19 protein-coding genes are annotated in these 21,368 nt (G+C 34.5%); 10 read left to right on the top strand and 9 right to left on the bottom strand.

The genetic code is table 11. The features are described 5' to 3' along the window. Position 1 precedes the first annotated feature (1 nt). From NST49_RS04355 to NST49_RS04380, 6 genes are all read left to right on the top strand, one after another. Positions 2-727: a LytTR family transcriptional regulator DNA-binding domain-containing protein gene (locus NST49_RS04355; RefSeq protein ID WP_251165766.1), complete on the top strand. Its 726-nt coding sequence runs from the start codon at positions 2-4 to the stop codon at positions 725-727. Positions 728-897: 170 nt separating this feature from the next. Beyond that, complete coding sequence (locus NST49_RS04360; protein ID WP_341047254.1) at positions 898-2,376, top strand: carbon starvation CstA family protein; 1,479 nt, start codon at positions 898-900, stop codon at positions 2,374-2,376. A 393-nt stretch (positions 2,377-2,769) separates the two neighbouring features. Beyond that, a complete protein-coding gene (locus NST49_RS04365) occupies positions 2,770-3,930 on the top strand; it encodes an ROK family transcriptional regulator (protein ID WP_341047257.1) in 1,161 nt (386 codons plus the stop codon). A gap of 69 nt (positions 3,931-3,999) precedes the next feature. Further along, positions 4,000-5,178: a GNAT family N-acetyltransferase gene (locus NST49_RS04370; protein WP_341047260.1), complete on the top strand. Its 1,179-nt coding sequence runs from the start codon at positions 4,000-4,002 to the stop codon at positions 5,176-5,178. A gap of 25 nt (positions 5,179-5,203) precedes the next feature. Next, positions 5,204-6,301 (top strand): DUF871 domain-containing protein, encoded by a 1,098-nt coding sequence (locus NST49_RS04375; RefSeq protein WP_034538697.1) that lies wholly within the window; start codon positions 5,204-5,206, stop codon positions 6,299-6,301. Between the two features lie 57 nt (positions 6,302-6,358). Beyond that, positions 6,359-7,633 carry a PTS sugar transporter subunit IIC gene (locus NST49_RS04380; RefSeq protein ID WP_034537654.1) on the top strand — a complete coding sequence of 425 codons (1,275 nt, stop codon included), beginning with the start codon at positions 6,359-6,361 and terminating at the stop codon, positions 7,631-7,633. 197 nt (positions 7,634-7,830) lie between these two features. On the opposite strand, the gene NST49_RS04385 is transcribed toward NST49_RS04380, so the two are convergent. The 3 genes from NST49_RS04385 to NST49_RS12680 all read right to left on the bottom strand — a co-directional run bounded on the left by NST49_RS04385 (position 7,831) and on the right by NST49_RS12680 (position 9,867). Further along, positions 7,831-8,463, bottom strand: a complete 633-nt coding sequence (locus tag NST49_RS04385; protein WP_251165763.1) for a DUF975 family protein — start codon at positions 8,461-8,463, stop codon at positions 7,831-7,833. A gap of 193 nt (positions 8,464-8,656) precedes the next feature. Continuing rightward, a complete protein-coding gene (locus NST49_RS04390) occupies positions 8,657-9,415 on the bottom strand; it encodes a MerR family transcriptional regulator (protein ID WP_341047262.1) in 759 nt (252 codons plus the stop codon). 86 nt (positions 9,416-9,501) lie between these two features. Continuing rightward, positions 9,502-9,867 carry a phage holin family protein gene (locus NST49_RS12680; protein ID WP_445662719.1) on the bottom strand — a complete coding sequence of 122 codons (366 nt, stop codon included), beginning with the start codon at positions 9,865-9,867 and terminating at the stop codon, positions 9,502-9,504. A 218-nt stretch (positions 9,868-10,085) separates the two neighbouring features. Here NST49_RS12680 and NST49_RS04395 point away from each other — a divergent pair, with 218 nt between their 5' ends. From NST49_RS04395 to NST49_RS04410, 4 genes are all read left to right on the top strand, one after another. Beyond that, a complete protein-coding gene (locus tag NST49_RS04395; RefSeq protein WP_034537651.1) occupies positions 10,086-10,445 on the top strand; it encodes a helix-turn-helix domain-containing protein in 360 nt (119 codons plus the stop codon). Then, positions 10,446-10,877: an ImmA/IrrE family metallo-endopeptidase gene (locus tag NST49_RS04400; protein ID WP_034537648.1), complete on the top strand. Its 432-nt coding sequence runs from the start codon at positions 10,446-10,448 to the stop codon at positions 10,875-10,877. It begins immediately after the preceding gene. Positions 10,878-11,387: 510 nt separating this feature from the next. Further along, positions 11,388-12,434, top strand: a complete 1,047-nt coding sequence (locus NST49_RS04405; protein ID WP_341047266.1) for a PTS transporter subunit IIC — start codon at positions 11,388-11,390, stop codon at positions 12,432-12,434. A 40-nt stretch (positions 12,435-12,474) separates the two neighbouring features. After that, entirely contained in the window at positions 12,475-13,401 is a 927-nt protein-coding gene (locus NST49_RS04410; RefSeq protein WP_341047268.1) for a 2-dehydropantoate 2-reductase, read from the top strand. A gap of 235 nt (positions 13,402-13,636) precedes the next feature. On the opposite strand, the gene NST49_RS04415 is transcribed toward NST49_RS04410, so the two are convergent. From NST49_RS04415 to NST49_RS04440, 6 genes are all read right to left on the bottom strand, one after another. Then, positions 13,637-14,638, bottom strand: a complete 1,002-nt coding sequence (locus NST49_RS04415) for a LacI family DNA-binding transcriptional regulator (protein ID WP_023179254.1) — start codon at positions 14,636-14,638, stop codon at positions 13,637-13,639. A gap of 49 nt (positions 14,639-14,687) precedes the next feature. Continuing rightward, positions 14,688-15,737, bottom strand: a complete 1,050-nt coding sequence (locus tag NST49_RS04420; RefSeq protein WP_341047271.1) for an aldose epimerase family protein — start codon at positions 15,735-15,737, stop codon at positions 14,688-14,690. After that, positions 15,721-17,241: a UDP-glucose--hexose-1-phosphate uridylyltransferase gene (galT, locus tag NST49_RS04425; RefSeq protein WP_251165759.1), complete on the bottom strand. Its 1,521-nt coding sequence runs from the start codon at positions 17,239-17,241 to the stop codon at positions 15,721-15,723. The genes NST49_RS04420 and galT overlap by 17 nt, the downstream gene beginning before the upstream one ends. A gap of 15 nt (positions 17,242-17,256) precedes the next feature. Next, positions 17,257-18,258: a UDP-glucose 4-epimerase GalE gene (galE, locus tag NST49_RS04430; protein WP_301426424.1), complete on the bottom strand. Its 1,002-nt coding sequence runs from the start codon at positions 18,256-18,258 to the stop codon at positions 17,257-17,259. Continuing rightward, positions 18,255-19,433, bottom strand: coding sequence for a galactokinase (locus NST49_RS04435; RefSeq protein ID WP_251165757.1), 1,179 nt, complete (start codon positions 19,431-19,433; stop codon positions 18,255-18,257). Before NST49_RS04435 ends, galE begins: the two co-directional genes overlap by 4 nt. 186 nt (positions 19,434-19,619) lie before the next feature. Further along, entirely contained in the window at positions 19,620-21,317 is a 1,698-nt protein-coding gene (locus NST49_RS04440; protein ID WP_341048665.1) for an alpha-glucosidase, read from the bottom strand. Between the last annotated feature and the right edge of the window lie 51 nt (positions 21,318-21,368).

Raw genomic sequence — 21,368 nt, forward strand, 5'->3', positions numbered from 1 at the left:
CATGCATACCCTAATAGTGGATGATGAACCCTTAGCAAGAAATGAGTTGGCGTATTTATTGGAACGTTGCGAAGGGATTGCATCTGTTGTTGAAGCGGAATCGATTGAAGAAGCTTTAGAAAAAATGCTGCAATATGAAATTGACTTGATCTTCTTAGATATTCATTTGACCAGTGAAAGTGGACTGACGTTAGCGAATAAAATTAATCAATTAAAAAATCCACCAATGGTAATCTTTGCGACAGCTTATGATGAATATGCGATCAAGGCATTTGAATTAAATGCAACGGACTATGTCTTAAAACCATTTGAATTGTTTCGAATTCAAGATGCTGTACAAAAAGCGTGGGCTAGTTATCAAAAAGAACAAGTTCATTTGCAGGAGAATAAACCAGAATTTTTGAAGACGATTCCTATTCAAATGGACGAACGCATTTATATTGTTAAAATCGAAGACATTATTGCGATTGCTGTGGATAATGGCATCACAACTATTTATACTATCGAGAGAGAGTATACTACAAATGAACCGTTAAATGCCTATGAAGAAAAAGTAAAAGGACATGCCTTTTTGCGTGTGCATCGTTCTTATCTGCTTAACGTAAAAGAAATCCTAGAAATACAACCTTGGTTTAACCACACGTTTCTTGTTACGATGAGTAATCAAGTAAAAATCCCGGTAAGCAGACATTATATGAAACAATTTAAAGAAGAAGTAGGGTTGTAATGGCTCATCAATCAAATGAATTTGAGAACTGCAGGCGAGCACTTTAGCCTGCAGTTTTGCTATGTCAGCTTGATTTGGATCCTAAACCTCATTTTTTATAGTACAGTAGGGCTATAAAAAAATTGGCAATGACAATTTTTTGCTTAATACTATAAGGGAGGCAGGAAAGCATGATTACATTGTTGGGTGGTATCGCGTTATTAATTTTAGGTTATTTTGTTTATGGAAAGTATATTGAAAAGAATTTTGGGATTGATCCGGATCGTACAACACCTGCAGAAGCGTTAAGGGACGGATATGATTTTATTCCGATGTCTAAATCGAAAAATGCTATTATTCAATTATTAAATATTGCAGGAACAGGACCTATTTTTGGTCCGATAATGGGAGCGCTTTATGGACCAGTGGCTTATATTTGGATTATCGTGGGTTGTATTCTAGGAGGGGCAGTACATGACTATATGCTGGGTATGATTTCTTTACGAAATGATGGCGCCCATTTGCCAGAATTAGCCAGCAAATACTTAGGAAAACCAGTAAAACATGTCGTGAATATTTTTTCTATGCTGCTTTTGATGTTAGTTGGTACTGTTTTCGTTACTTCACCAGCTAACTTGATTGAAAGCATTACTCCTGATTGGTTAACATTAGGGGTAATTATTGGATTGATTTTTGTCTATTATCTAATTTCAACCATTTTACCAATCGATAAAGCAATGGGTGCTGTTTACCCTTATTTTGGTGCTATTTTAATTATCAGCACACTAGCTATTGGATTGAGTTTGATTTTTGGCGGACACACTATTCCGAACTTAACACCAGGTGCGATGCAAAATTTCAATCCAGAAGGTACACCAATTTTTCCTGCTTTATTCTTTACTATTTCTTGTGGAGCTTTATCTGGTTTCCACGCTACACAAGCGCCAATGGTTTCTAGAACATCTAAAAATGAAAAAGAAGGACGCTTTACTTTTTATGGCATGATGATCGCTGAAGGTGTGATTGCAATGATTTGGGCAGCAGCTTCTATGTCTTTATTTGATGGACAGACACTCAGCCAAATGATTAATAATGGAACGCCTTCACTTGTAGTCAACCAAGTATCTTACATGCTACTAGGCAGTGTGTTTGGGACAGTTGCGATTATAGGGGTAATTGTGTTGCCGATTTCTTCAGGACTTTCTGCATTTAGAAGTTTACGGACGATAACGGCAGATTACTTGCATATTAAACAAGATACACTGAAAAAAGTATTGATGGTAACCATTCCTTTATATATTATTTCTTTGATTCTAACGCAAGTTGATTTTAATATTTTATGGAGATATTTCAACTGGGCAAATCAAGTTACGGCAGTAATCTCTTTACTAGTCTCTACACGTTATTTGTATTTGAAAAATAAAAATTACTTCGTGACTCTTCTTCCCGGAATATTCATGCTCTATGCTTGTGTGGTTTATATATTTAGTGAACCAATTGGTTTGGGTATGGGATTGAGCACATTAACGTATATCTTAAGCTCAATTTTAACACTTGGTATATTGGTCATTTATTGGGAAACCGGTAAAAAACAAAAAAGAAATTTGGATCCATCAGACGAATTATTGAATGACCAATTGCCAATCGGTACATTTGCATCACATAGCTAATGAAAATGGTTGTATGCAAAATTACTGGATCATTATTCTGGAGTAATCGTACAAAAAAATTACTGATTTGGATCACAAAATAAAAATAGCAGACAGTACTAAATAGGATAAAAATACACACTAACAACAGTGTGTATTTTTATTTTTTTACTGTGTACTTACTAAAACTTGCTTATAACAGCGTTTTCAGAGGCAAGTGTATTGGCACAGAATTTGCTTAATATATAATGTAGGAGTAAATAAAGTACAAGAAGATAGAAAAAGATAAAAGCACTAGTATAAGCTTTTGAAAAATTGGTTAGCGTAAATTGAATATTTTTTTCTTTACTTAGTTAATTAAATTAATTAAGTAAAGAGATTTAATGAATATTGTTATATAAAGGAGATGTAGGAATGGTTCGAGGAACCTTTCAGCTGATGAAATCCGTGAACAAATCAACGGTCTTAAATAAAATTAGGCAGTCGGGCCCTATATCCAGAGCTGAGATTGCAAAAGTCACAGGTATAACACCACCTACTGTCAGTAGTATCGTGAAAGAATTGATGGATGAAAAGTTAGTGGTAGAAAGTATTTTAGGAGAATCTCAAGGTGGAAGAAAACCGACTATGCTTTTATTGAATAGAAACGATCATTACGTGATTGGCGTAGATGCTGGATCAGATTCAATAAAAGCATGTGTGAGTGATTTAGTTGGGACGATTCTGGTGCGATCAGAATTGCCGCTTCAAGTACATACGGCCATAGATAGTTTCCTTGCTGTACTGATTCAAGCTATTAAACTTGTTATAAAGGAGATGGGTGTTGAGGGAAGTAAAATATTTGGTATAGGTATTGCCATGCATGGTGTGGTGGATGTTGCTGCAGGTATTTCTTTATATTCAGCCAATTCGGGATTAAGAAATGTTCATATAAAAGAGGTATTGGAAAATACTTTTGATCTTCAAGTAATTGTTGAAAATAATTCTCGAGCAATGGCACTGGGAGAATATTGGTTTGGCGATTATGGTTTATTAAAATCTTTTGCAGTTGTAAATATTGGTCGCGGAGTTGGTTCAGGAATCATAGAGGAAGGAAAATTACGGTATGGGGCACAAGAAATTGCAGGTGAAATTGGTCATATGACGATTTCGTTAGATGGAGAAAAATGCAGTTGCGGCAATCTGGGTTGTTTTGAAACATTTGTAACTGGAGACGCTATTGTTCGCAGAGCAAAAAAACAAATATCAGATGCACCAGACGATTTGACCGGAGAGAAAGTTTATGCATTCGCTTTAACAGGTCATACAGCCTATCAAAAAGTATTAGAAGAAATTGGTGTCTTGATTGGGATTGGGATTGTTAATCTGATTCATTCTGTAAATCCAGAGAAGATTGTTCTTGGTGGAGGTGTGATGAAAAGTCATGATTTTTTGATGCCGAGTATCTTAGCTACTATTCAACAACGAGCCTTAACAGAAAAAGCAAGGAAGAATACATTGATCACATTGTCTAGAGTAGGAGATGATGCAACCGTTTTAGGAGCAGCAGCACTATTGCTGACGAAGTTATTCTAAACCAAATTAAGGATTTAATAATATAAGAATAAATTATTTAAGGTAGGTCATATATCGTGGAGGTGTAAGATGATTACTTATCAAATCGTTCAATCAAACGATTATAAAAAAGTCCTCAAATTGAAAAATTATTGTTTTCGTCCAGCTTATGAAGGCAAGCGATTAGAGGATTTTATGCATTGGGTCAACGTCAGTACTATTCAAGGAGCTTTCGATCAAGAAGAGCTCGTTTCACAATTAATTATTTTGCCGCTTCAGATGACTGTTTTTGGGGTTCCTTATGATATGGGAGGCATTGGTTTTGTGTCAACTTATCCTGAATATCGAAATGCAGGCATCATGAAGCAAGTATTATTACGCTCATTAGAGACAATGCGTGAAAGAGGGCAACTGTTATCGGTATTAAGTCCTTTTTCTGTTTCATTTTATCGTCATTTCGGCTGGGAATTATTTTTTGATAAAGTGCAGTATGAATTGCCAGCTCAGCAATTGGTTCCCTCAGGAAAAACAATAGGGAATATTCATCGAATTGACGAATTAGATCCAGATTTTGATCATTGGTTCAGTAAGATAAAAACATTTTACAATGAACAAATAGCTATTCAAAATGGGCGAATGATTCGAGAAGATGATTGGTGGCAACGCTTGTTGCGTCGTACACCTGGTACTTCCTTTGCAGTATATACAGATGAATTAGGAAAGGTTGTGGGATACATTCGTTATACCATTCAAAACTTAACATTGGAACTGTTAGATTTTAATGCCATAAATTATGAAAGCCAACAGAATCTGTGGCAATTCATTCAATCACATACAGCAGAAGTTGAAAAAATTATTGGAGAAGCTTCAAATCAAGAGTCGTTTGGAACCAATTTTTTAAACCCGCAGTTTCAACAGCAAATTGTACAAGATAAAATGATTCGAATTATTGATGTGGAACGCTTCTTATGTTCTTATCCTTTTGAAAAAATCGATGAGCCGCTGTATCTGAATGTTCAAGACAAGCAAGCAGAATGGAACAATCAAGTCTTTAAAATTGAGCATGAAGGACAAGTAACGATTGTTAAAACACCAAAAAATGAAGCAATGTTAACAATGGATATTGGAAAACTATCTGCCTTAATGGTTGGTTACCATTCGCTAGATTGGTATGTTTTCCGTAAAGAAGCTAGTGGATCGGATAAGACTATCAATCAATGGAGTAATGCTTTGCCAAAAGGTTATCCAAGCTTTTATGATTATTTTTAAGTTGAAAAAAGGAGCAGAATAAATGATGAGAAAATTAGGAATTTCAGTTTACCCAAATCACAGTAATTTAGCAGATATTAAAGAATATATAAAACTAGCTTCTAGCTATGGATTTAAACGTATTTTTAGTTGTTTGTTATCCGTTGAAGGAGATAAACAAACCGTCGTAGATGAGTTCACTGAAATGATCAGCTTTGCCAAGAAGTATGGCATGGAAGTAATTGTTGATGTCAGTCCTTCTGTCTTTAACGATCTTGGCATCAGTTACGACGATTTGACATTTTTTAAAGAAATTGGAGCAGATGGAATTCGACTAGACTTAGGATTTACAGGGAATGAAGAATCGATTATGACATTTAATCCACAAGGGTTAAAAATCGAATTGAATATTAGTAATGGTACGCGTTATTTGGAAAATATTTTGAGCTATCAGGCTAATGCGGAGAACTTATTAGGTTGTCATAACTTTTATCCGCATCGTTACACCGGTCTAGGTTATGAACATTTTATAGAAACCTCTAAGCAATACAAAAACAAAGGCATTCGAACAGCGGCTTTTGTTAGTTCACAAAAAGCCACTATCGGTCCTTGGCCAGTCAGTGAAGGATTGTGCACATTAGAAATGCATCGAGAGTGGCCGATAGCCGTCCAAGCCAAACACCTTTGGGCAACGGATGTGATCGATGATGTGATCATTGGTAATGCTTTTGCTTCTGAAGAGGAATTAAAAGCATTAAGTACAATTAATCCATACCAATTGACCTTAAATGTTGAATTGGTTGAAGATATTCCAGAAACAGAACAAAAAATTGTGTTGGAAGAATTTCATTTCAACCGTGGAGATGTGTCGGATTATGTCATTCGTTCAACACAAAGCCGTGTTAACTATAGTGGTGTCGATTTTCCGGTATTTAATACACCAAGTATTATTGAAAGGGGGGATATTATTATTGAAAGTTCGCTTTATGAACGCTATGCCGGAGAGTTGCAATTAGCACGGTTGCCAATGCAAAATTCTGGTAAATCAAATGTCGTTGGGCGAGTAGTAGAAAGTGAAATGGTATTATTGGACTTGATTAAGCCATGGCAAAAATTTAAATTCCAAACTATACCAAAAAGTTAGTTAAAGGACTTATTATTTTAAAGTAACCATTAAAAGATGCATAAGGAGGAATTATCAATGAACGGTTTTATCGATTTTATGGAAAAACACTTTATTCCACGCGCTTCAAAAATTGGAGCACAACGTCACTTAGTGGCTATCCGGGATTCTTTTATTGTCACAATGCCGCTAATGATTTTAGGATCATTAGTACTTTTGGTCAATAATTTACCTATCCCAGTATATCAAAATTTTATGAATAATATTTTTGGAGAAGAGTTATGGAAATCTTTTGGAGGAAATGTCTGGAATGGAACGTTTGGTATTTTATCTGTTCTAATTGCATTCCTTGTGGCACACAACTTAGCTAAGGATTATGATAAAGATGGAGTAGCTGCTGGAGTTGTTTCTGTAGCGTCTTTCTTTGCGCTAGGCGGATTAACAGGGATGTCTTCAAATGGACTATTTATTGCCTTGATCGTTGGGTTGGTTTCTGCTGAAATTTTCTCGCGTTTATCTGGAAATGATAAATTAGTTGTCAAGATGCCTGAAGGTGTTCCTCCAGCAGTAGCAAAATCATTTGCAGCTATGCTTCCAGCCATGATCACGATCAGTATATTTGGTTTAATCTGTACGATCTTTATTGGATTTGGCATAACAGATATCGTAACTTCATTTTACGATTTAGTCCAACAACCATTTATGGGATTAGCGAATACATTACCTTCAGCACTTCTGTTAGCTTTTATTACACCATTCTTATGGTTCTTTGGTCTACATGGAGCCAATATGGTTGAACCGTTGATGCAAACGATTAATGCACCAGCTATTGAAGCAAATATGGCAGCTGTGACAAATGGAGATGTTGCACCTTATATTGTTAATAAACCATTCTTTGATTCTTTTGTTAACTTAGGTGGAACAGGAGCAACATTAGGTCTGATTATTGCTATCTTGATTTTAGCTCGTCGCAATAAAGCTTATAAAGTCATAACAGGCTTAAGCACAGCTCCAGGAATTTTTAACATCAATGAACCTATGATGTTTGGATTGCCAATTGTATTGAATCCAATTTTGTTCATTCCATTTATTTTAACACCAGTTGTTTTGGTTCTTGTAGCTTATACAGCGACGAAGTTTGGTTTGGTCCCTGCAGCAGTAACCATGCCGCCATGGGTAACTCCTCCGATCATTGGTGGAATTTTAGCCACACAAAGCATTGCAGGTGGAGTGTTAGCTGCAATCAACTTAGTTATTTCTGTTGTTATCTATGCGCCTTTTGTTAAAATAGCAGACCTACAAGCTGCGAAAAAAGCTGAGGAAGATCAAGCTAAAGAAAATTCAGCTATTTAAATAATAATAAAGTTGAAATATAATTAAAAATAAACGTATTTACAAATTTAAATAAGAAAGAGCTAAACCTTCAATTTGGAAGTTTAGCTCTTTCTTTATTAATTTTTATTTTTTATGTAGAAAGAAATAGTAAAAGTGCTTTCGTTTTAGTTAGTTGGCTAAGCTCTAAGAATATTTTAACATCAGATAAATTATTCCTATGCTACAAAATGCTTAACACTAACTGAAGCATTTATACGTTCTTCATAAAAACGAGCATAAGTGACCCATTTGTAGGGTGTTACCCATATATAAGGTATACCAAATGTAAATAGTGCTAAGATATCCCAAAGTAAAAACGATAGATCCATAATAAACCAATCCATCTTGAAGCCTTCCATTAATTCTTCGCTTTTAGAAAGGGCTTCTTTATAGCTGAGATCAGCATTATCTACTAATAAGTAAGAGACGAGAGAATAAGAATAAGCTTTATAGATACCTGGTATAATTAAGAGAAGCGACCAAAAAAAGATTGAAATTTCTCTAAGCCACATAGTTAACACATAACGATTACCATCAGTTTTGAAGGCTTCTAATAGGTCTTTTTGAAAAGAAATCGGTTGATGTCGATTAATTTTTAAAATTAATTTATTAATAAAAGGTGAAATAGATGAAGCAAGTATACTGACAATCAGTGAAAGAATAAAACTAGGTAAAATACGTAGACCGTCATCTTCTGATATTACTCCATAAATGTCGAGTAAAATAGGAATGATAGTGATCAATAGTATAGTGGTAAAGTGATGCTTAATGGTGTCTCTTGCAAGTTTTTTTATATACTTTCTGTCCAAATAGATTTCCCCTTTAGTGTCTATTTTTTTAGAGCTACTTATTGTTTCTGTTAGTGTAGCAAAATCAATAGAAAAATAAAAGAACCTATTTTATTTTTTAAAAATCAAAATAAAAATGAAACAATTATCGATTGGTATGGGTGGAAAAATCAAAAAAGAATTCCTGAAAAGATAAGAATTCTTTTTTGATTATTTAGTTCAAAAAGTTAAAGATAGCATCTCGCAAAAATTTTGCAGCTCCATTTCCTGCTGATTCGTCGTAATAGCTGGTGAATCTTGGGTCATCCACGTACATTTGTGCCAATCCTCGATGTGCTTCTTTTGAGTAGCTTGGCCAAGTGAAAGACAACCATTCTTTGTGGATTTGGGCTACTTGTAAAGCTTCTTTGCTAGCAGGGTCGTTTGTTTGCCTGGCTATTTTTAAATCTTCTAGTATTTTAGCGGACAAGTCTTGCATTTTATTGTAATCTTCTTGGCTTAAACCAGCAAATTTTTGATTGTTTTTTTTAATGGTTTCAGCGCCATACTTTTCTCGAATTTCTGTACCATATTGAGTTTCATTTTTTTTCAGCAACTCTTCTTTAAATCCTTCAAATTTTTCTTTGTCAGACATTTGGAGGTCTCCTCTCTTATTTGCTAATGTTTTGTCAATTGTTTTTAGTAATTGGTCAATTTGTGCTTTTTTAGCTAGTAAACGTTGACGGTGGTCCATTAAAGCTTTCTCACTATCAAAATGAACATCATTTAGTATTTGCTTGATATTATCTAAAGGCATTTCCAAATTACGGTAAAATAAAATTTGTTGCAGTTTTTCAATTTCTTGCTTACCGTATATACGGTAGCCATTAGAATTTTTTCGTTTAGGTGCCAACAAACCAATTTCATCGTAATAGCGAAGTGTTCGATTGCTCACGCCAGCTATGCGACTTAAAGCATTTATTGTATATTCCACTACTAATCCTCCTTTCTAATCAGCTTGATTTATATTGATTGTAAACCTTCACGCAACGTAAAGGTCAAGAGTTTTAAAAAATTGGACTATTTAAATTTATTTATGTTCTTTTTTATAAATTCAGGAACTGGTATTCCTATAGCATTTAGATTTTCAAGGATAGAAAGTCCATAATGAGCAATATAAAAAGAAATCAGGAGTTGAGCGTAAGAATCAAATTCAAATATAGAAAAATAAATATAAAATATTAATACAAGCAGTATCACGAGCCCATCTTTTAGCAATCGTTTAACACTAAAGATTTGAGTAAATTTTACAGATTTAGTAGACAAGCAAAAGTTAATAAAGTCAGTGAAAAAATCAACTAAGATAGTAAGAATAAACAAATAGATATAGGAATCAAAATAAGGATGAATAATCGTATAGAAAAAAATTAAAAATGAAAAATCCATAACTTCACTCCTTTATTTAATTACACTAAATGAGTATTTTTAAAAAGTGATATGCATTTAAATAGTCTTTAATTTAGTTTTATACTCGTATCGTGTAAATTAATGATACAGTTCGTTTATAAATTAGTCAATAATATATACTCGAACGATGTAATATTGTTTTAATTTTGTCTCAAATCGTGTAATATAAAGATAGAAAATAGTAATAGAGGTGTACTATGGATATCTATAAATTGAGGGAATTACGAAAAGAAAAAAAACTAACACAAGAAGATATGGCTGGCGTCCTGGAAATTGCTCGCACAACGTATGCTAATTATGAGCAAGGAACCAGAGAACCGGATAACAAGACTCTTAATAAATTAGCTGATTATTTTCAAGTGTCAACCGATTATTTGTTAGGTCGTGATGTTCCAAATTGGGCGACGCCGGAAGATTTGATTGACTTAGAAGAGATGCTGAATAATAACGTTCACATGGCTTATGGCGGGGAAGATTTAACAGAAGAAGACAAACAACGCGTACAAGATGTTTTGGCCGCTGTTTTTTGGGATAGAATGAAAAAAAGAAGGGATTAAATGTTTGAAAAGTGGTATGACTTGATCCAACAATTGTATAAAGAATTTAAAACGTATGATCCATTTGTTTTAGCGGAAAATAAAGGGATAGATGTTCTTTACGTGCCTTTCGGTGAGACTCCAAAAGGGGAAACAGTACGCTTTAAAGATGAAACAATTATTTTACTGAATGAACAATTAATAGAAAAAAATGAACGTTTTTTTGTATTGGCCCATGAGTTGTATCATGCGATTGAACATGAACACCTTAGTGCCTACTATACGACCCAAAGAAATGGAAAAGGCACACTTGAAAGAGAAGCCAATATTTTTTCGGGACAACTAATGATAAAAATGTATGAAGAAACTTATGGTTTTCCCCCCGAGACTTTCAAGGATTTACAGCATCACTATGGTGTCTCAGAGGAACTAGAAGACTATTTAACTAGATAAAGCAATTATCATTAAACTAAATAAACTTACGCACAACAGAGTATGGACTTTATAAAAACTCACACGGCTTTTAAAAGCCGTGTGAGTTTTTATCCTTTTAATTACTGCAAAAGTGATAAAAGGATTTTATGCACAAAAATGTTGGAATGAAACTTTTTTATTTATTTTTTCAAAAATATTCAATCCTTCTTGTTAATAATTGATCAAAATAATAAGTGATACATGAGAAAATTAAAATTGAATTTGAAATCGTTTGTCGTTTTTAAAATAAGGACCTATTTATTTAAAGTTTGTATACCCTATATATAAAAGTAGGAACTATTATTTTTGAATAGATACTAATAACCAACACTAAAGGATAGATGAGTGAAAAATGAGAAAATGATATTTGGGTTGAAATAAAAAACATATTGTGATAAATTTAACTAGTAGAAAATATTAGTGAATAATTGAACTAATTCAAAAAAAGGATTAATTATTCATTTAATAAAACAAGAAAGGTTGAGTTTAATGGGAGATACAGTAAAATATACGAGTAAAGATTATCTAAATAAGGTTCTAGGAGGAACGGCATCAGGTATTGTTATTGGATTGATTGCCAATGCGATACTAGGGTCTGTATTCAAAGCTCTTATACCTTACGGATCTATATTTGTACTGCTATCAAGTGTGGTTACGATTATGCAATTTATTACACCCGCTATTATTGGTGTGCTTGTAGCTTTACAGTTTAAAATGAATGGAATGGAAAGTGTCATTATTGGAGCAGCAACATTCTTAGGATCTGGCGCTTATAAAGTTACTGAAACTGGCGTTCAATTTGTTGGAATCGGAGACTTGATTAATGTTATGCTTGTTTCTGCTATTGCAGTTTTTGTTACACGTTTGCTGCAAGGAAAATTAGGATCATTGACATTAATCTTAATGCCGATTATTGTTGGTGTTGGGGTAGGAACACTTGGTTTGATCATGTTGCCTTATGTTGGGATCATTACTTCTACAATCGGGGATTTGATCAATAGCTTTACTTCTCTTCAACCCTTAGTGATGGCTATTTTGATCTCTGTTGCTTTCTCAGTATTAATTATTTCACCGATTTCAACAGTAGCGATTGGAATTGCTATTGGAGTATCTGGTTTAGGAGCTGGAGCTGCAGCAGTAGGAGTAACAGCTTGTACAGCTATTCTTGTTATCGGCTCTATCCGAATTAATCAATCAGGAACAACTTTAGCTATCTTACTTGGTGCTATGAAAATGATGATTCCTAACTTAATTAAGTATCCAAAAATTATGATCCCTGTCATACTTAATGCTATTGTTTCAGGTATAGGGGTTTATGTTCTTACGATTCAGGGAACTCCGCAAACAGCTGGATTTGGGATCGTTGGACTAGTTGGACCTATTCAAGCTTTCAACATGGGAACTGGGTTAGTAAATGTTTTATTAGCCTATTTCGTAATTCCTTTTGTTGGTGGATATATTATTGACTTGGTATGCAGCAAGTTCTTACATGTTTACAATGATGAAATCTTTAAATTTATCCCCGCTTCAAACTAAAATAAAAGATACATTAAATTAAATTGGAGGAATTTTAAAAATGAAAATAGCAATTGCTGGTTCAGGAGCTTTAGGATGCGGTTTTGGTTATATGATGCAAAAAGGCGGAAATGATGTTACATTATTAGATTTTTGGGAAGATCATATCAACGCCATTAAAGAAAACGGATTGTCAGTTACAGTAAATGGCAAAGAAGATACTATCATTATTCCAATCGGTAAACCGGAAGAAATCACTGATACATTTGACACTATTTTTATCTTTACTAAATCAATGGGTTTAAGACATATGTTAGAAGAAATCAAACATATATTAACGGAAGATACAAAAGTAGTTTGCTTATTAAATGGTTTAGGACACGCGAATACCATTTCTGAATATATTCCTAAAAAGAATATCATTATGGGAACAACAGTGTGGACAGGCGGTCTAGACGCTCCTGGGAAAACACATTTTATGGGAGAAGGCCCTGTTGAAGTTCAAAATAGTGATGAGAATGAAGAAGAAGGCGCACGTCAAGTTGTTAAGATGATGGCAGATTGTGGACTAAACGGTGTATACAGTCCAGATGTTCATTTTACAACTTGGAGAAAAGCTTGTGTTAATGGAACAATGAATGCACTTTGTTCTATACTGGATTGCAATATCAAAGAACTATTTGAAACTGCTCAAATCGACGAATTAAATCGAGGAATTGTTAGTGAATTTTCTCGTGTAGCAGAAACGGAAGGGGTGACATTAGATGTTGAAGAAACTGTCAATTATTTGAAGGCAACTGCTGAAAAGGTTGGCGGGCATTATCCATCAATGCACCAAGATTTAAAGAATAAACGTCCAACTGAAATTGACTTTTTGAATGGTGTGGTAGCAAAAGAATCAGAGCTTAAAGGTTTTGAAGCACCGTATAGCAAACAAATTACGCAATTAATTCATGCGAAAGAAGATATTTTAGGAATTAAACGTTAAAACAATAGGTAAGTAAAGAAGAAAGGACTCTAAAGTGAATCGCTTTAGAGTCTTTTTGCTTCCATTAAACAAACGTACCTAACCTTGTTATTCTATATATGTAAGGTTACTCATAATTGAAATAGAAGATGAAGAAAGAGAAGAGTCAAGGGTGATTTTGGAAGGGTAAGAAAAGAAACAAGTAAAAAGGTACCGTCTTAGGATATAAATGTATCCTGAGACGGTACCTTTTTGGTTAGTGAGTAGATCGAGTACTCTCACGCAACACTAAGTCTGTTGATAAGGTGATTTTTTTTGCGACTGTTCTTTCGCTTGTGACTTTATCCAACCACAAATCAAAGCCCGTTTCTCCCATTAACTCGGTATACACTTTTACTGTACTCAATGTAGGGTAGATATATTTGGCTACGCTTATATCATTGAACCCAATGATGCTAACTCGTTCAGGTACGGAGATACCGGCTTCTTGTAATGCTCTTAAACAACCGATAGCCATTGAGTCATTTGAAACAAAAAAGGCATCTGGTAAATCATCTTTTAAGGTTTCAATCGCTTTTTTCATTAATTCTTGACCAGCTGTAACATTAAATGCCCCGGTGAATACATATTTTTCCTGATATATTCCAACTTGATTCATGTAATTCTCGAAAATAGTGGTTCGTTTATCGATGATAGGTTTAGATTTATCACCAAAATTTTCTTGTCCAGCAATCAAACCAATAGTTTGATGCCCGTTTTTAAAAAAATAATCTAAAACAGAAGTTACTGCCTGCTCAAAATCGATGACAACCGAATCCAATTTGCGGTGAAGTTGATCAAAATCGACAAAACAAATATTTTCTGTCCATGAAGTAAGCTCATTTACTTGAGAGTCACTAAATTTTCCAATCGCTATGATGCCTTCTATATCTGAATTCATTTCAAAATCGTTATTTTGGAAAATACGGATAATGTCATAGTTCATTTCTTCTGCTCTTTTTTCTACACCTAAACGGATGGATAAATAATACAGGTCATCCAATTCTTCTTTTTCTGTATACCATTGTACGATGGCAAGCTTGCCTTGTTTTTTTGCTTTTTTCTTTTGATATTTTGTGTAGTCCAGCGCTTCAGCGACTTCAAAAATACGTTTTTTTGTTTCATCGCCTACTGATAATGTGTTGTCATAATTTAATACACGAGAAACGGTTGCGCTTGAAACGCCTGCTTGTTCGGCAATATCTTTAATTGTTGCCATCTTCTCACCACTTTCTTTCCTTGTTTCATTTAAGCTATTGTTTTCTTTATTATAGCATTGTATCAAAGCGGTAAGTTGTTTCAGATTGAAAAATTTCATCAGGTGAGAGGGTCACTTTACCAAAGTCCTTTTGGTTGATTGCATTTGGTAAATTTTGAGCTTCTAACGTAATTCCTGCATAATGTTCTTCAGATGTTCCTTCATTAGTGTGTCGCCCATCTAATGTGTTGACGGCGAAGATAACAACAGCATCTCGATCTGTCACCATCTGAACGCGCCTTCCGCTCTTTTGGTCATACAAGGTGGCCTCAGGTTTATCAGCAAGATGTTCTAGAACAAAAGGATGATCATATCCAGAAACTAATTTGTTTTGGGGATGTGTGCTCTCAAAACCTTTGTTTACAGTGTCTGCAGTTGTAAAATCAAAGGGTGTACCCTTTACAGGCAACAAGGTACCCGTTGGAATGTAATCTTCTTTTAGTTCAGCAAAGTACTTGCTAGTTAAAGCCAATGTATGTTGATTGATGGATTTTGTTGGATCTCCCGATAAATTAAAATACACATGATTTGTTGGATTAAATAGGGTGGTTTTATCTGTTGTAGCTTGATAACTGATTTTCCACTCATTAGACTCTCTTAAAGTATAAGTAACTTTTACAGTCAAATTTCCAGGATAACCATTTTCACCATGTGGACTATTATAGGTAAAAACCAGATGTCCTTCGTTTTCTGTAGATTCTGTTTTAACAGTCCAGATTTTTGTATCGAAGCCATTTATACCGCCATGTGAATGGTTGGTTTTATCATTTGTTTCAAGCTGATAGTTTTTACCTTCTAATGTGAATTTGCCTTTATCAATACGTCCAGCAACTCTTCCAACAGTTGCGCCATAGTAAGGACGATAAGATACATACTCATTTAAGTTGGTATAGCCTAAAACGATATTTTGATATAGCCCATTCTTGTCTGGTATTTGAATGGAAGTAACGGCAGCTCCATAGTTAATTGCAGAAAGGGATATACCGTGCTGATTCGTCAAAGTATATTCCTGAATAACTTGACCTGAAAGTTCTTCAAAATCTTTACTTGAAATGTCCATTCTTTTCTCCTCCTTTTGAATGAGCAAAACTATTGATAAATCGTTTAAAAGCAGCTTTTCCTTCATCTGTTTGTTTATACACTCCGGCGTCTTCTAGTACTCTCAGGAAAATAGATCCAACGGCATCTTCAATGATTGTTCCGACCGTTTCTGTTGTAATTTTTTTTGTTCTTTTTAATTCATTAGCCCAATCTTGATGAGAAGTGTCTAACTGATGAGGTTCATCTAATAAGTAGTGCTCAACTTCAACAAGTTCTTTTTTTAGCCTTGGGGGTAAGATAGCTAAGCCCATTACTTCAATCAGCCCAATATTTTCTTTTTTGATATGTTGAACATCAGGATGAGGATGGAAAATCCCTTCAGGATATTGCTGTGATGTACGATTATTGCGCAATACTAAGTCTAATTCATATTTTTTTTCTTTATATCTTGCGATAGGCGTAATCGTATTATGAAGTTCACCGTTTGTCTGAGCTAAAATATCTACTGACTTATCTGAATACAAGCGCCACTGATCTAAAATAAGATTTGCAGCAGTTATTAATTCTGTTTGATTAGCGCTTCTTAGGCGGATGACTGACATTGGCCATTTGACGATTCCAGCTTCTACAGAAGGAGTATCTTTTAATGTAAAAGAATACTCTGTAGCTGCATTTGCCATTGCAAATGTGTGCTGGCCACCTTGGTAATGATCGTGAGAAAGAATAGAGCCTCCAACTATCGGTAAATCAGCGTTGGACCCTACGAAGTAATGTGGAAATTGTTCTACTATATTTAAAAGCTTCTCAAATGTTGCTTTTTCTAGTTTCATTGGTTTATGTTCTTGTGACAGGAAAATACAATGCTCTTCATAATAAGCATAAGGTGAATATTGCAGCCCCCAATTTTCTTGATTTAAAGTTAAACGGACAATACGATGATTGCTCCTAGCTGGATGATTTATATGTCCCTCGTAACCTTCATTTTCCATACATAATAGACAAGTAGGATACCCGAAAGAAGTAGGAGCTGTTTTAGCCAAAGCTATCTGTTTAGGGTCTTTTTCTGGTTTAGATAAATTGATCGTAATCTCTAAATCACCATAAATAGTAGATTTGGTAAATTCGATATTCTTTTCAATGGCCCTTGTTTTAATATAGTCATTTTCCCGACTAAGGTGATAAAAGTAATTGGTAGCAGATTTAGGGCTTTCTTGATAAAGATCCCAAAATTTCAAGTTTACTTCAGAAGGCAAAGGAGTGATGAGATTCATAATTTTTGCGGATAATATGTCTCTTTCAGATTCCAAATCTTTAATCACATTTTCTTGAATAGCATAATCTACTAGCGTATCCAATATTTCCAAACGATTTGGTAATGGTGTAGAAGCCTTAATATCTGTATCTAAAGCCTGTTTTCCAATCATGGCCAGCAATTGATTTTGTTTAAGAAGAACATCTAACGGATGAATTTCTTGATTTTGATAACCGATTTGAATAAAGTCGGTTACTGATTGATCGATCATATACATTCATCCTTTCTAAAATTTTTGTTTATCTGTATAGCCATGAGGAGAGTTTTTATGCCAATTCCAAGCTGATGCTATGATATCTTTTATATCTGTGTATTGTGGTTTCCAATTTAAAATAGTTTTTGCTTTCTCGCTTGAAGCAATCAAGGTACTAGGATCTCCAGCTCGACGTGCGGTTACTGTCGCAGGAATCTCTCTTTCAGTAACCTCACGTGCAGTATCCAGCATCTGTTTGACTGAAAAACCAGTACTGCTGCCTAAATTAAAAACAGTGCTTTGATTTCCAGCCTTCAAATACTCGAGTGCTAAGATATGTGCTTCAACTAAATCGACTACATGGACATAATCACGAATACAAGTACCGTCTGGTGTAGCATAATCGTCTCCGAAAATGGTTAATTCATTTCTTTGTCCTAAAGCCGTTTGTAAAATAAGAGGAACTAAATGTGACTCAGGAGAATGATCTTCACCGATGCTGCCATCTAATTTTGCTCCAGCTACATTAAAATACCGTAAAGCAACAAATTTCATATCATATGCTTTGTCGCACCATTTCAATATCTTTTCCATCATCAATTTTGTTTCTCCATACGGACTTTCAGGATTGGTGTCTGCAGTTTCCTTAATTGGAACTTCTTTTGGCTCGCCGTAAGTAGCAGCTGAAGAAGAGAAGACAATGGATTTAACAGCGAATTTCTGCATAACTTCTAAAGTGACCTGAGTTCCATAGACATTATTGTTAAAGTATTGTAACGGTTGCTGCATGGATTCTCCTACTAAAGAATTCGCTGCAAAGTGCATAACTCCTTCAATCGACTCTTTTTCAAAAATAGATTCCATAAAAATTTTGTCACGAATGTCCCCTTGATAAAACCGAGCTTTTTTATGAACCGCACCTTGGTGTCCAGTTTGTAAATTATCCACTACTGCTACGTCATATTGTTGATCAATTAATTGATCAACAGCATGAGAACCGATATAGCCGGCTCCTCCTAATACTAAGACTGTCATACTGATTCCTCCTTAAGCAATTTAGGACCATCACTGATTTGAGCGATATAAAACTCGCCAGGGTAGCCAATTTGATCTAGGTATTGTTTGCCAACTTGGTCAATAAATTCATCTATTTTATTGTTCTCAACGATTGCTATGGCACACCCACCAAAACCAGCGCCTGTCATTCGAGCCCCTAAAATTCCAGGCTGATCCCAAGCAGCTTGAACCATTATGTCCAGTTCCGGACCAGTTACTTCATAATCATCTCTCAAGGAAATATGTGATTCATTCATTAATTGCCCAAACTCTTCCAAATTTCCAGCCTTTAAAGCTACGGATGCCTTAAGTGTCCTTTGGTTCTCAGTTACAGCATGACGTGCTCTTTTTAGAATGGTTTCATTTGAAAGGATAGATTGATGCTGATCAAAAGTTTGTTCATCTAATTCTCCTAATGAAGAAATAGTAAGAACTTTTTGTAATTCTGCTAATGCTTGATCACATTCACTGCGACGTTCATTATATTTAGAATCAGCTAATTCACGTCTTTTTTTAGTATTCATAATAACAATTGAATGGTTTTCTAACACTACTGGAATCAATTCATAGTCTAAAGTGTTGCAGTCTAGTAAAATAGCTGTATCTTTTTTGCCTTTACCTACTGCAAATTGATCCATAATACCTGAATTGACCCCAATAAATTCATTTTCCACTCGTTGACCAGTTTTAATCAACTCTAATCGATCGATGTCTAAACCAAACAGTGTTTGTACTATAAATCCTGTCAATAATTCAATCGAAGCGGAGGAGGAAAGACCTGCTCCATTTGGAATATTACCGTAATAAAGAATATCTAGTCCTTGATTGATATCATATCCAGACTCTTTTAAAAACTTGATCATTCCTTTAGGATAATTCGTCCATCTATCTGCTGCATTGTATTCTAAGTTATCTAAATCAATAGAAATAATACCTAATTCAGCAAAGTTTTCAGAATAGAAGTTAAGCGTTTTATCCTCACGTTTTGCTGCTAAACCGTATGTCCCTAAAGTAATTGCGCATGGAAAAACATTCCCACCGTTGTAATCAGTGTGTTCTCCAATCAAGTTAATTCTCCCAGGAGAAAAAAACGCTTCCATATCAGTTTGTTTAAAAAGTTCGGTGAATTTTTTTTTCAAGTTGTTTAAATTCATTTTGTATATCCTCCTTAATAATGTTTTGATATTCTTAGTGTAATTAATTTAGTAAATAAATACAAGTAAAATTTAGTAAATATTAAAAAGAGGTAAATTTTAGAACAAAAATAGGTGTTAATGGTTTTACTCATTAACACCAACTAGTATAGGTTCAGAATAAACTGACGCTTATAATTAAAGTAATTATTTTCGAAACACAATTGCGCCAAATGGAGCTAAAGTTAAGGCCGTTCCATCTAACAAGTTCCCGTCGTTTTGGATGGCAATGGACCAACTTTTTTGCAATTCTTGATCAACTTGTACGACTTCAGAAGTATCAGAAAAATTACAGTAAATTAGAGCCTTTTGGTCTTCAAGTAATCTTTCGTAGATGTACAAGGTTTCTTTAGAATCTTTTAAATCGAAAGATCCATCGATAAATAGACTTTCTTTCTTAAGAAACAACAATTTTCGGTAGTAGTTTAAAATACTGTCTGAATCGGCCTCTTGATCGGCTACGTTGTATTTTTCTTCCTGATACCAACCAATCCAAGGTTTGACTGTAGAAAATCCAGCATATTTTGAGCTGTCCCATTGCATAATGCCACGTGCTACATCTTTTGCAACATGATTTAAATGGTACAAAATGGATTCATCTGAATAACCGATTTTTTTTGCTTTAGTATAAAAATCCTCAACTCCAGGAGTTTCTATTTTTCCAATATCCTCATAGACTAAGTTTTTTTGTCCTATTTCTTCTCCATAATAAATAAGAGGTATGCCTTGTTGAAGGTACATTAAAGTTGCTAACATTTTGCTGCTATTGTCACGAAATGCTTCATCATCACCAAACCGTGAAACACCTCTTACTGAGTCGTGACTGTTCCAATAAAGAATAGCGCCTTTTTTATCAGCTACTTTTTTTTGCCAATCTGACATGATTGTTTTGAACTTTTGCTTATCTAAACGACCTGCTAATTTTTTTGCAGGCAAACGCGCATCTTTCTCAGCATCCACTTCTGGAAAATAGGTAAAAGTAATAATAGCATCTAATAAGTTGTTTTCAGCACCTAGATACGTTAAAGCAGTATCGCTGTCTGCTGTGGTTGCTTCTCCGATAATAAAAAGGTCCTTTTTGTGTTTTTTCAGCTCGCTAATAAGTTCCTGCAAATAAATTTTTAAGTTTGTCCCATATTCCGTTACTTGTTGTCCTGAGCCAAATTCGCCTGATGAAACAGATTTATCATCAGGTAAATCTTCTGGCTTATCAATATAGATAAACGCATCAAATCGAAAGCCATCTATTCCATTATCTACCCAAAATTTCGCGACACTCAGCATAGCTTTTCTAACGGCTAAATTATCCCAATTCAAATCAGGCATGCTTTCTTTAAATAAATGCAAGTAAAATTGATTTCCATTTGGTTCTTTTGTCCAAGCAGAGCCGCTAAAATTGGAAGCCCAGTTATTAGGAAATTCCCTATCTTCTGGAGCATCTGCCCAAATATAAAAATCTCGATAAGGATTATCTGGTCCTTTAAGAGCTTCTTGAAACCAATAATGTTGAGCAGATGTATGGTTCAATGGAAAATCAAAAATAATTTTCATATCACGTTTATGTACTTCTTTAATAAACGCTTTAGCCTCATTCATAGTACCGAAAAGCGGATCAATAGCATAGTAATCAGAAACATCATACCCGTAATCTTCTTGTGCAGATTCAATGACCGGATTAACCCACAGTGTATTAATTCCTAATTGCTGAAGATAGGGTAAATGTTGCATTATCCCTTGTATATCTCCAATACCATTATTCGTTGTATCTTTAAAACTTCTTGGATAAATTTGATAAATGATCGCTTTTTCCCACCACTTATTGCTAATTATAAGAATCCCTCCAATAGTTTGTCTAAATTATTTTTTAGTCATTCTTTATGTTAGTTTAACTAAAAC

This window comes from Carnobacterium sp. FSL W8-0810, from assembly GCF_038007125.1.
GTDB classification, from domain to species: domain Bacteria; phylum Bacillota; class Bacilli; order Lactobacillales; family Carnobacteriaceae; genus Carnobacterium_B; species Carnobacterium_B inhibens.

Coding starts and splice junctions, on each gene's coding strand:
- NST49_RS04355 (WP_251165766.1), top strand. CDS start 2: ATGCATACCCTAATAGTGGATGATGAACCCTTAGCAAGAAATGAGTTG.
- NST49_RS04360 (WP_341047254.1), top strand. CDS start 898: ATGATTACATTGTTGGGTGGTATCGCGTTATTAATTTTAGGTTATTTT.
- NST49_RS04365 (WP_341047257.1), top strand. CDS start 2,770: ATGGTTCGAGGAACCTTTCAGCTGATGAAATCCGTGAACAAATCAACG.
- NST49_RS04370 (WP_341047260.1), top strand. CDS start 4,000: ATGATTACTTATCAAATCGTTCAATCAAACGATTATAAAAAAGTCCTC.
- NST49_RS04375 (WP_034538697.1), top strand. CDS start 5,204: ATGAGAAAATTAGGAATTTCAGTTTACCCAAATCACAGTAATTTAGCA.
- NST49_RS04380 (WP_034537654.1), top strand. CDS start 6,359: ATGAACGGTTTTATCGATTTTATGGAAAAACACTTTATTCCACGCGCT.
- NST49_RS12680 (WP_445662719.1), bottom strand. CDS start 9,867: ATGGATTTTTCATTTTTAATTTTTTTCTATACGATTATTCATCCTTAT.
- NST49_RS04395 (WP_034537651.1), top strand. CDS start 10,086: ATGGATATCTATAAATTGAGGGAATTACGAAAAGAAAAAAAACTAACA.
- NST49_RS04400 (WP_034537648.1), top strand. CDS start 10,446: ATGTTTGAAAAGTGGTATGACTTGATCCAACAATTGTATAAAGAATTT.
- NST49_RS04405 (WP_341047266.1), top strand. CDS start 11,388: ATGGGAGATACAGTAAAATATACGAGTAAAGATTATCTAAATAAGGTT.
- NST49_RS04410 (WP_341047268.1), top strand. CDS start 12,475: ATGAAAATAGCAATTGCTGGTTCAGGAGCTTTAGGATGCGGTTTTGGT.
- NST49_RS04415 (WP_023179254.1), bottom strand. CDS start 14,638: ATGGCAACAATTAAAGATATTGCCGAACAAGCAGGCGTTTCAAGCGCA.
- NST49_RS04420 (WP_341047271.1), bottom strand. CDS start 15,737: ATGGACATTTCAAGTAAAGATTTTGAAGAACTTTCAGGTCAAGTTATT.
- galT (WP_251165759.1), bottom strand. CDS start 17,241: ATGATCGATCAATCAGTAACCGACTTTATTCAAATCGGTTATCAAAAT.
- galE (WP_301426424.1), bottom strand. CDS start 18,258: ATGACAGTCTTAGTATTAGGAGGAGCCGGCTATATCGGTTCTCATGCT.
- NST49_RS04435 (WP_251165757.1), bottom strand. CDS start 19,433: ATGAATTTAAACAACTTGAAAAAAAAATTCACCGAACTTTTTAAACAA.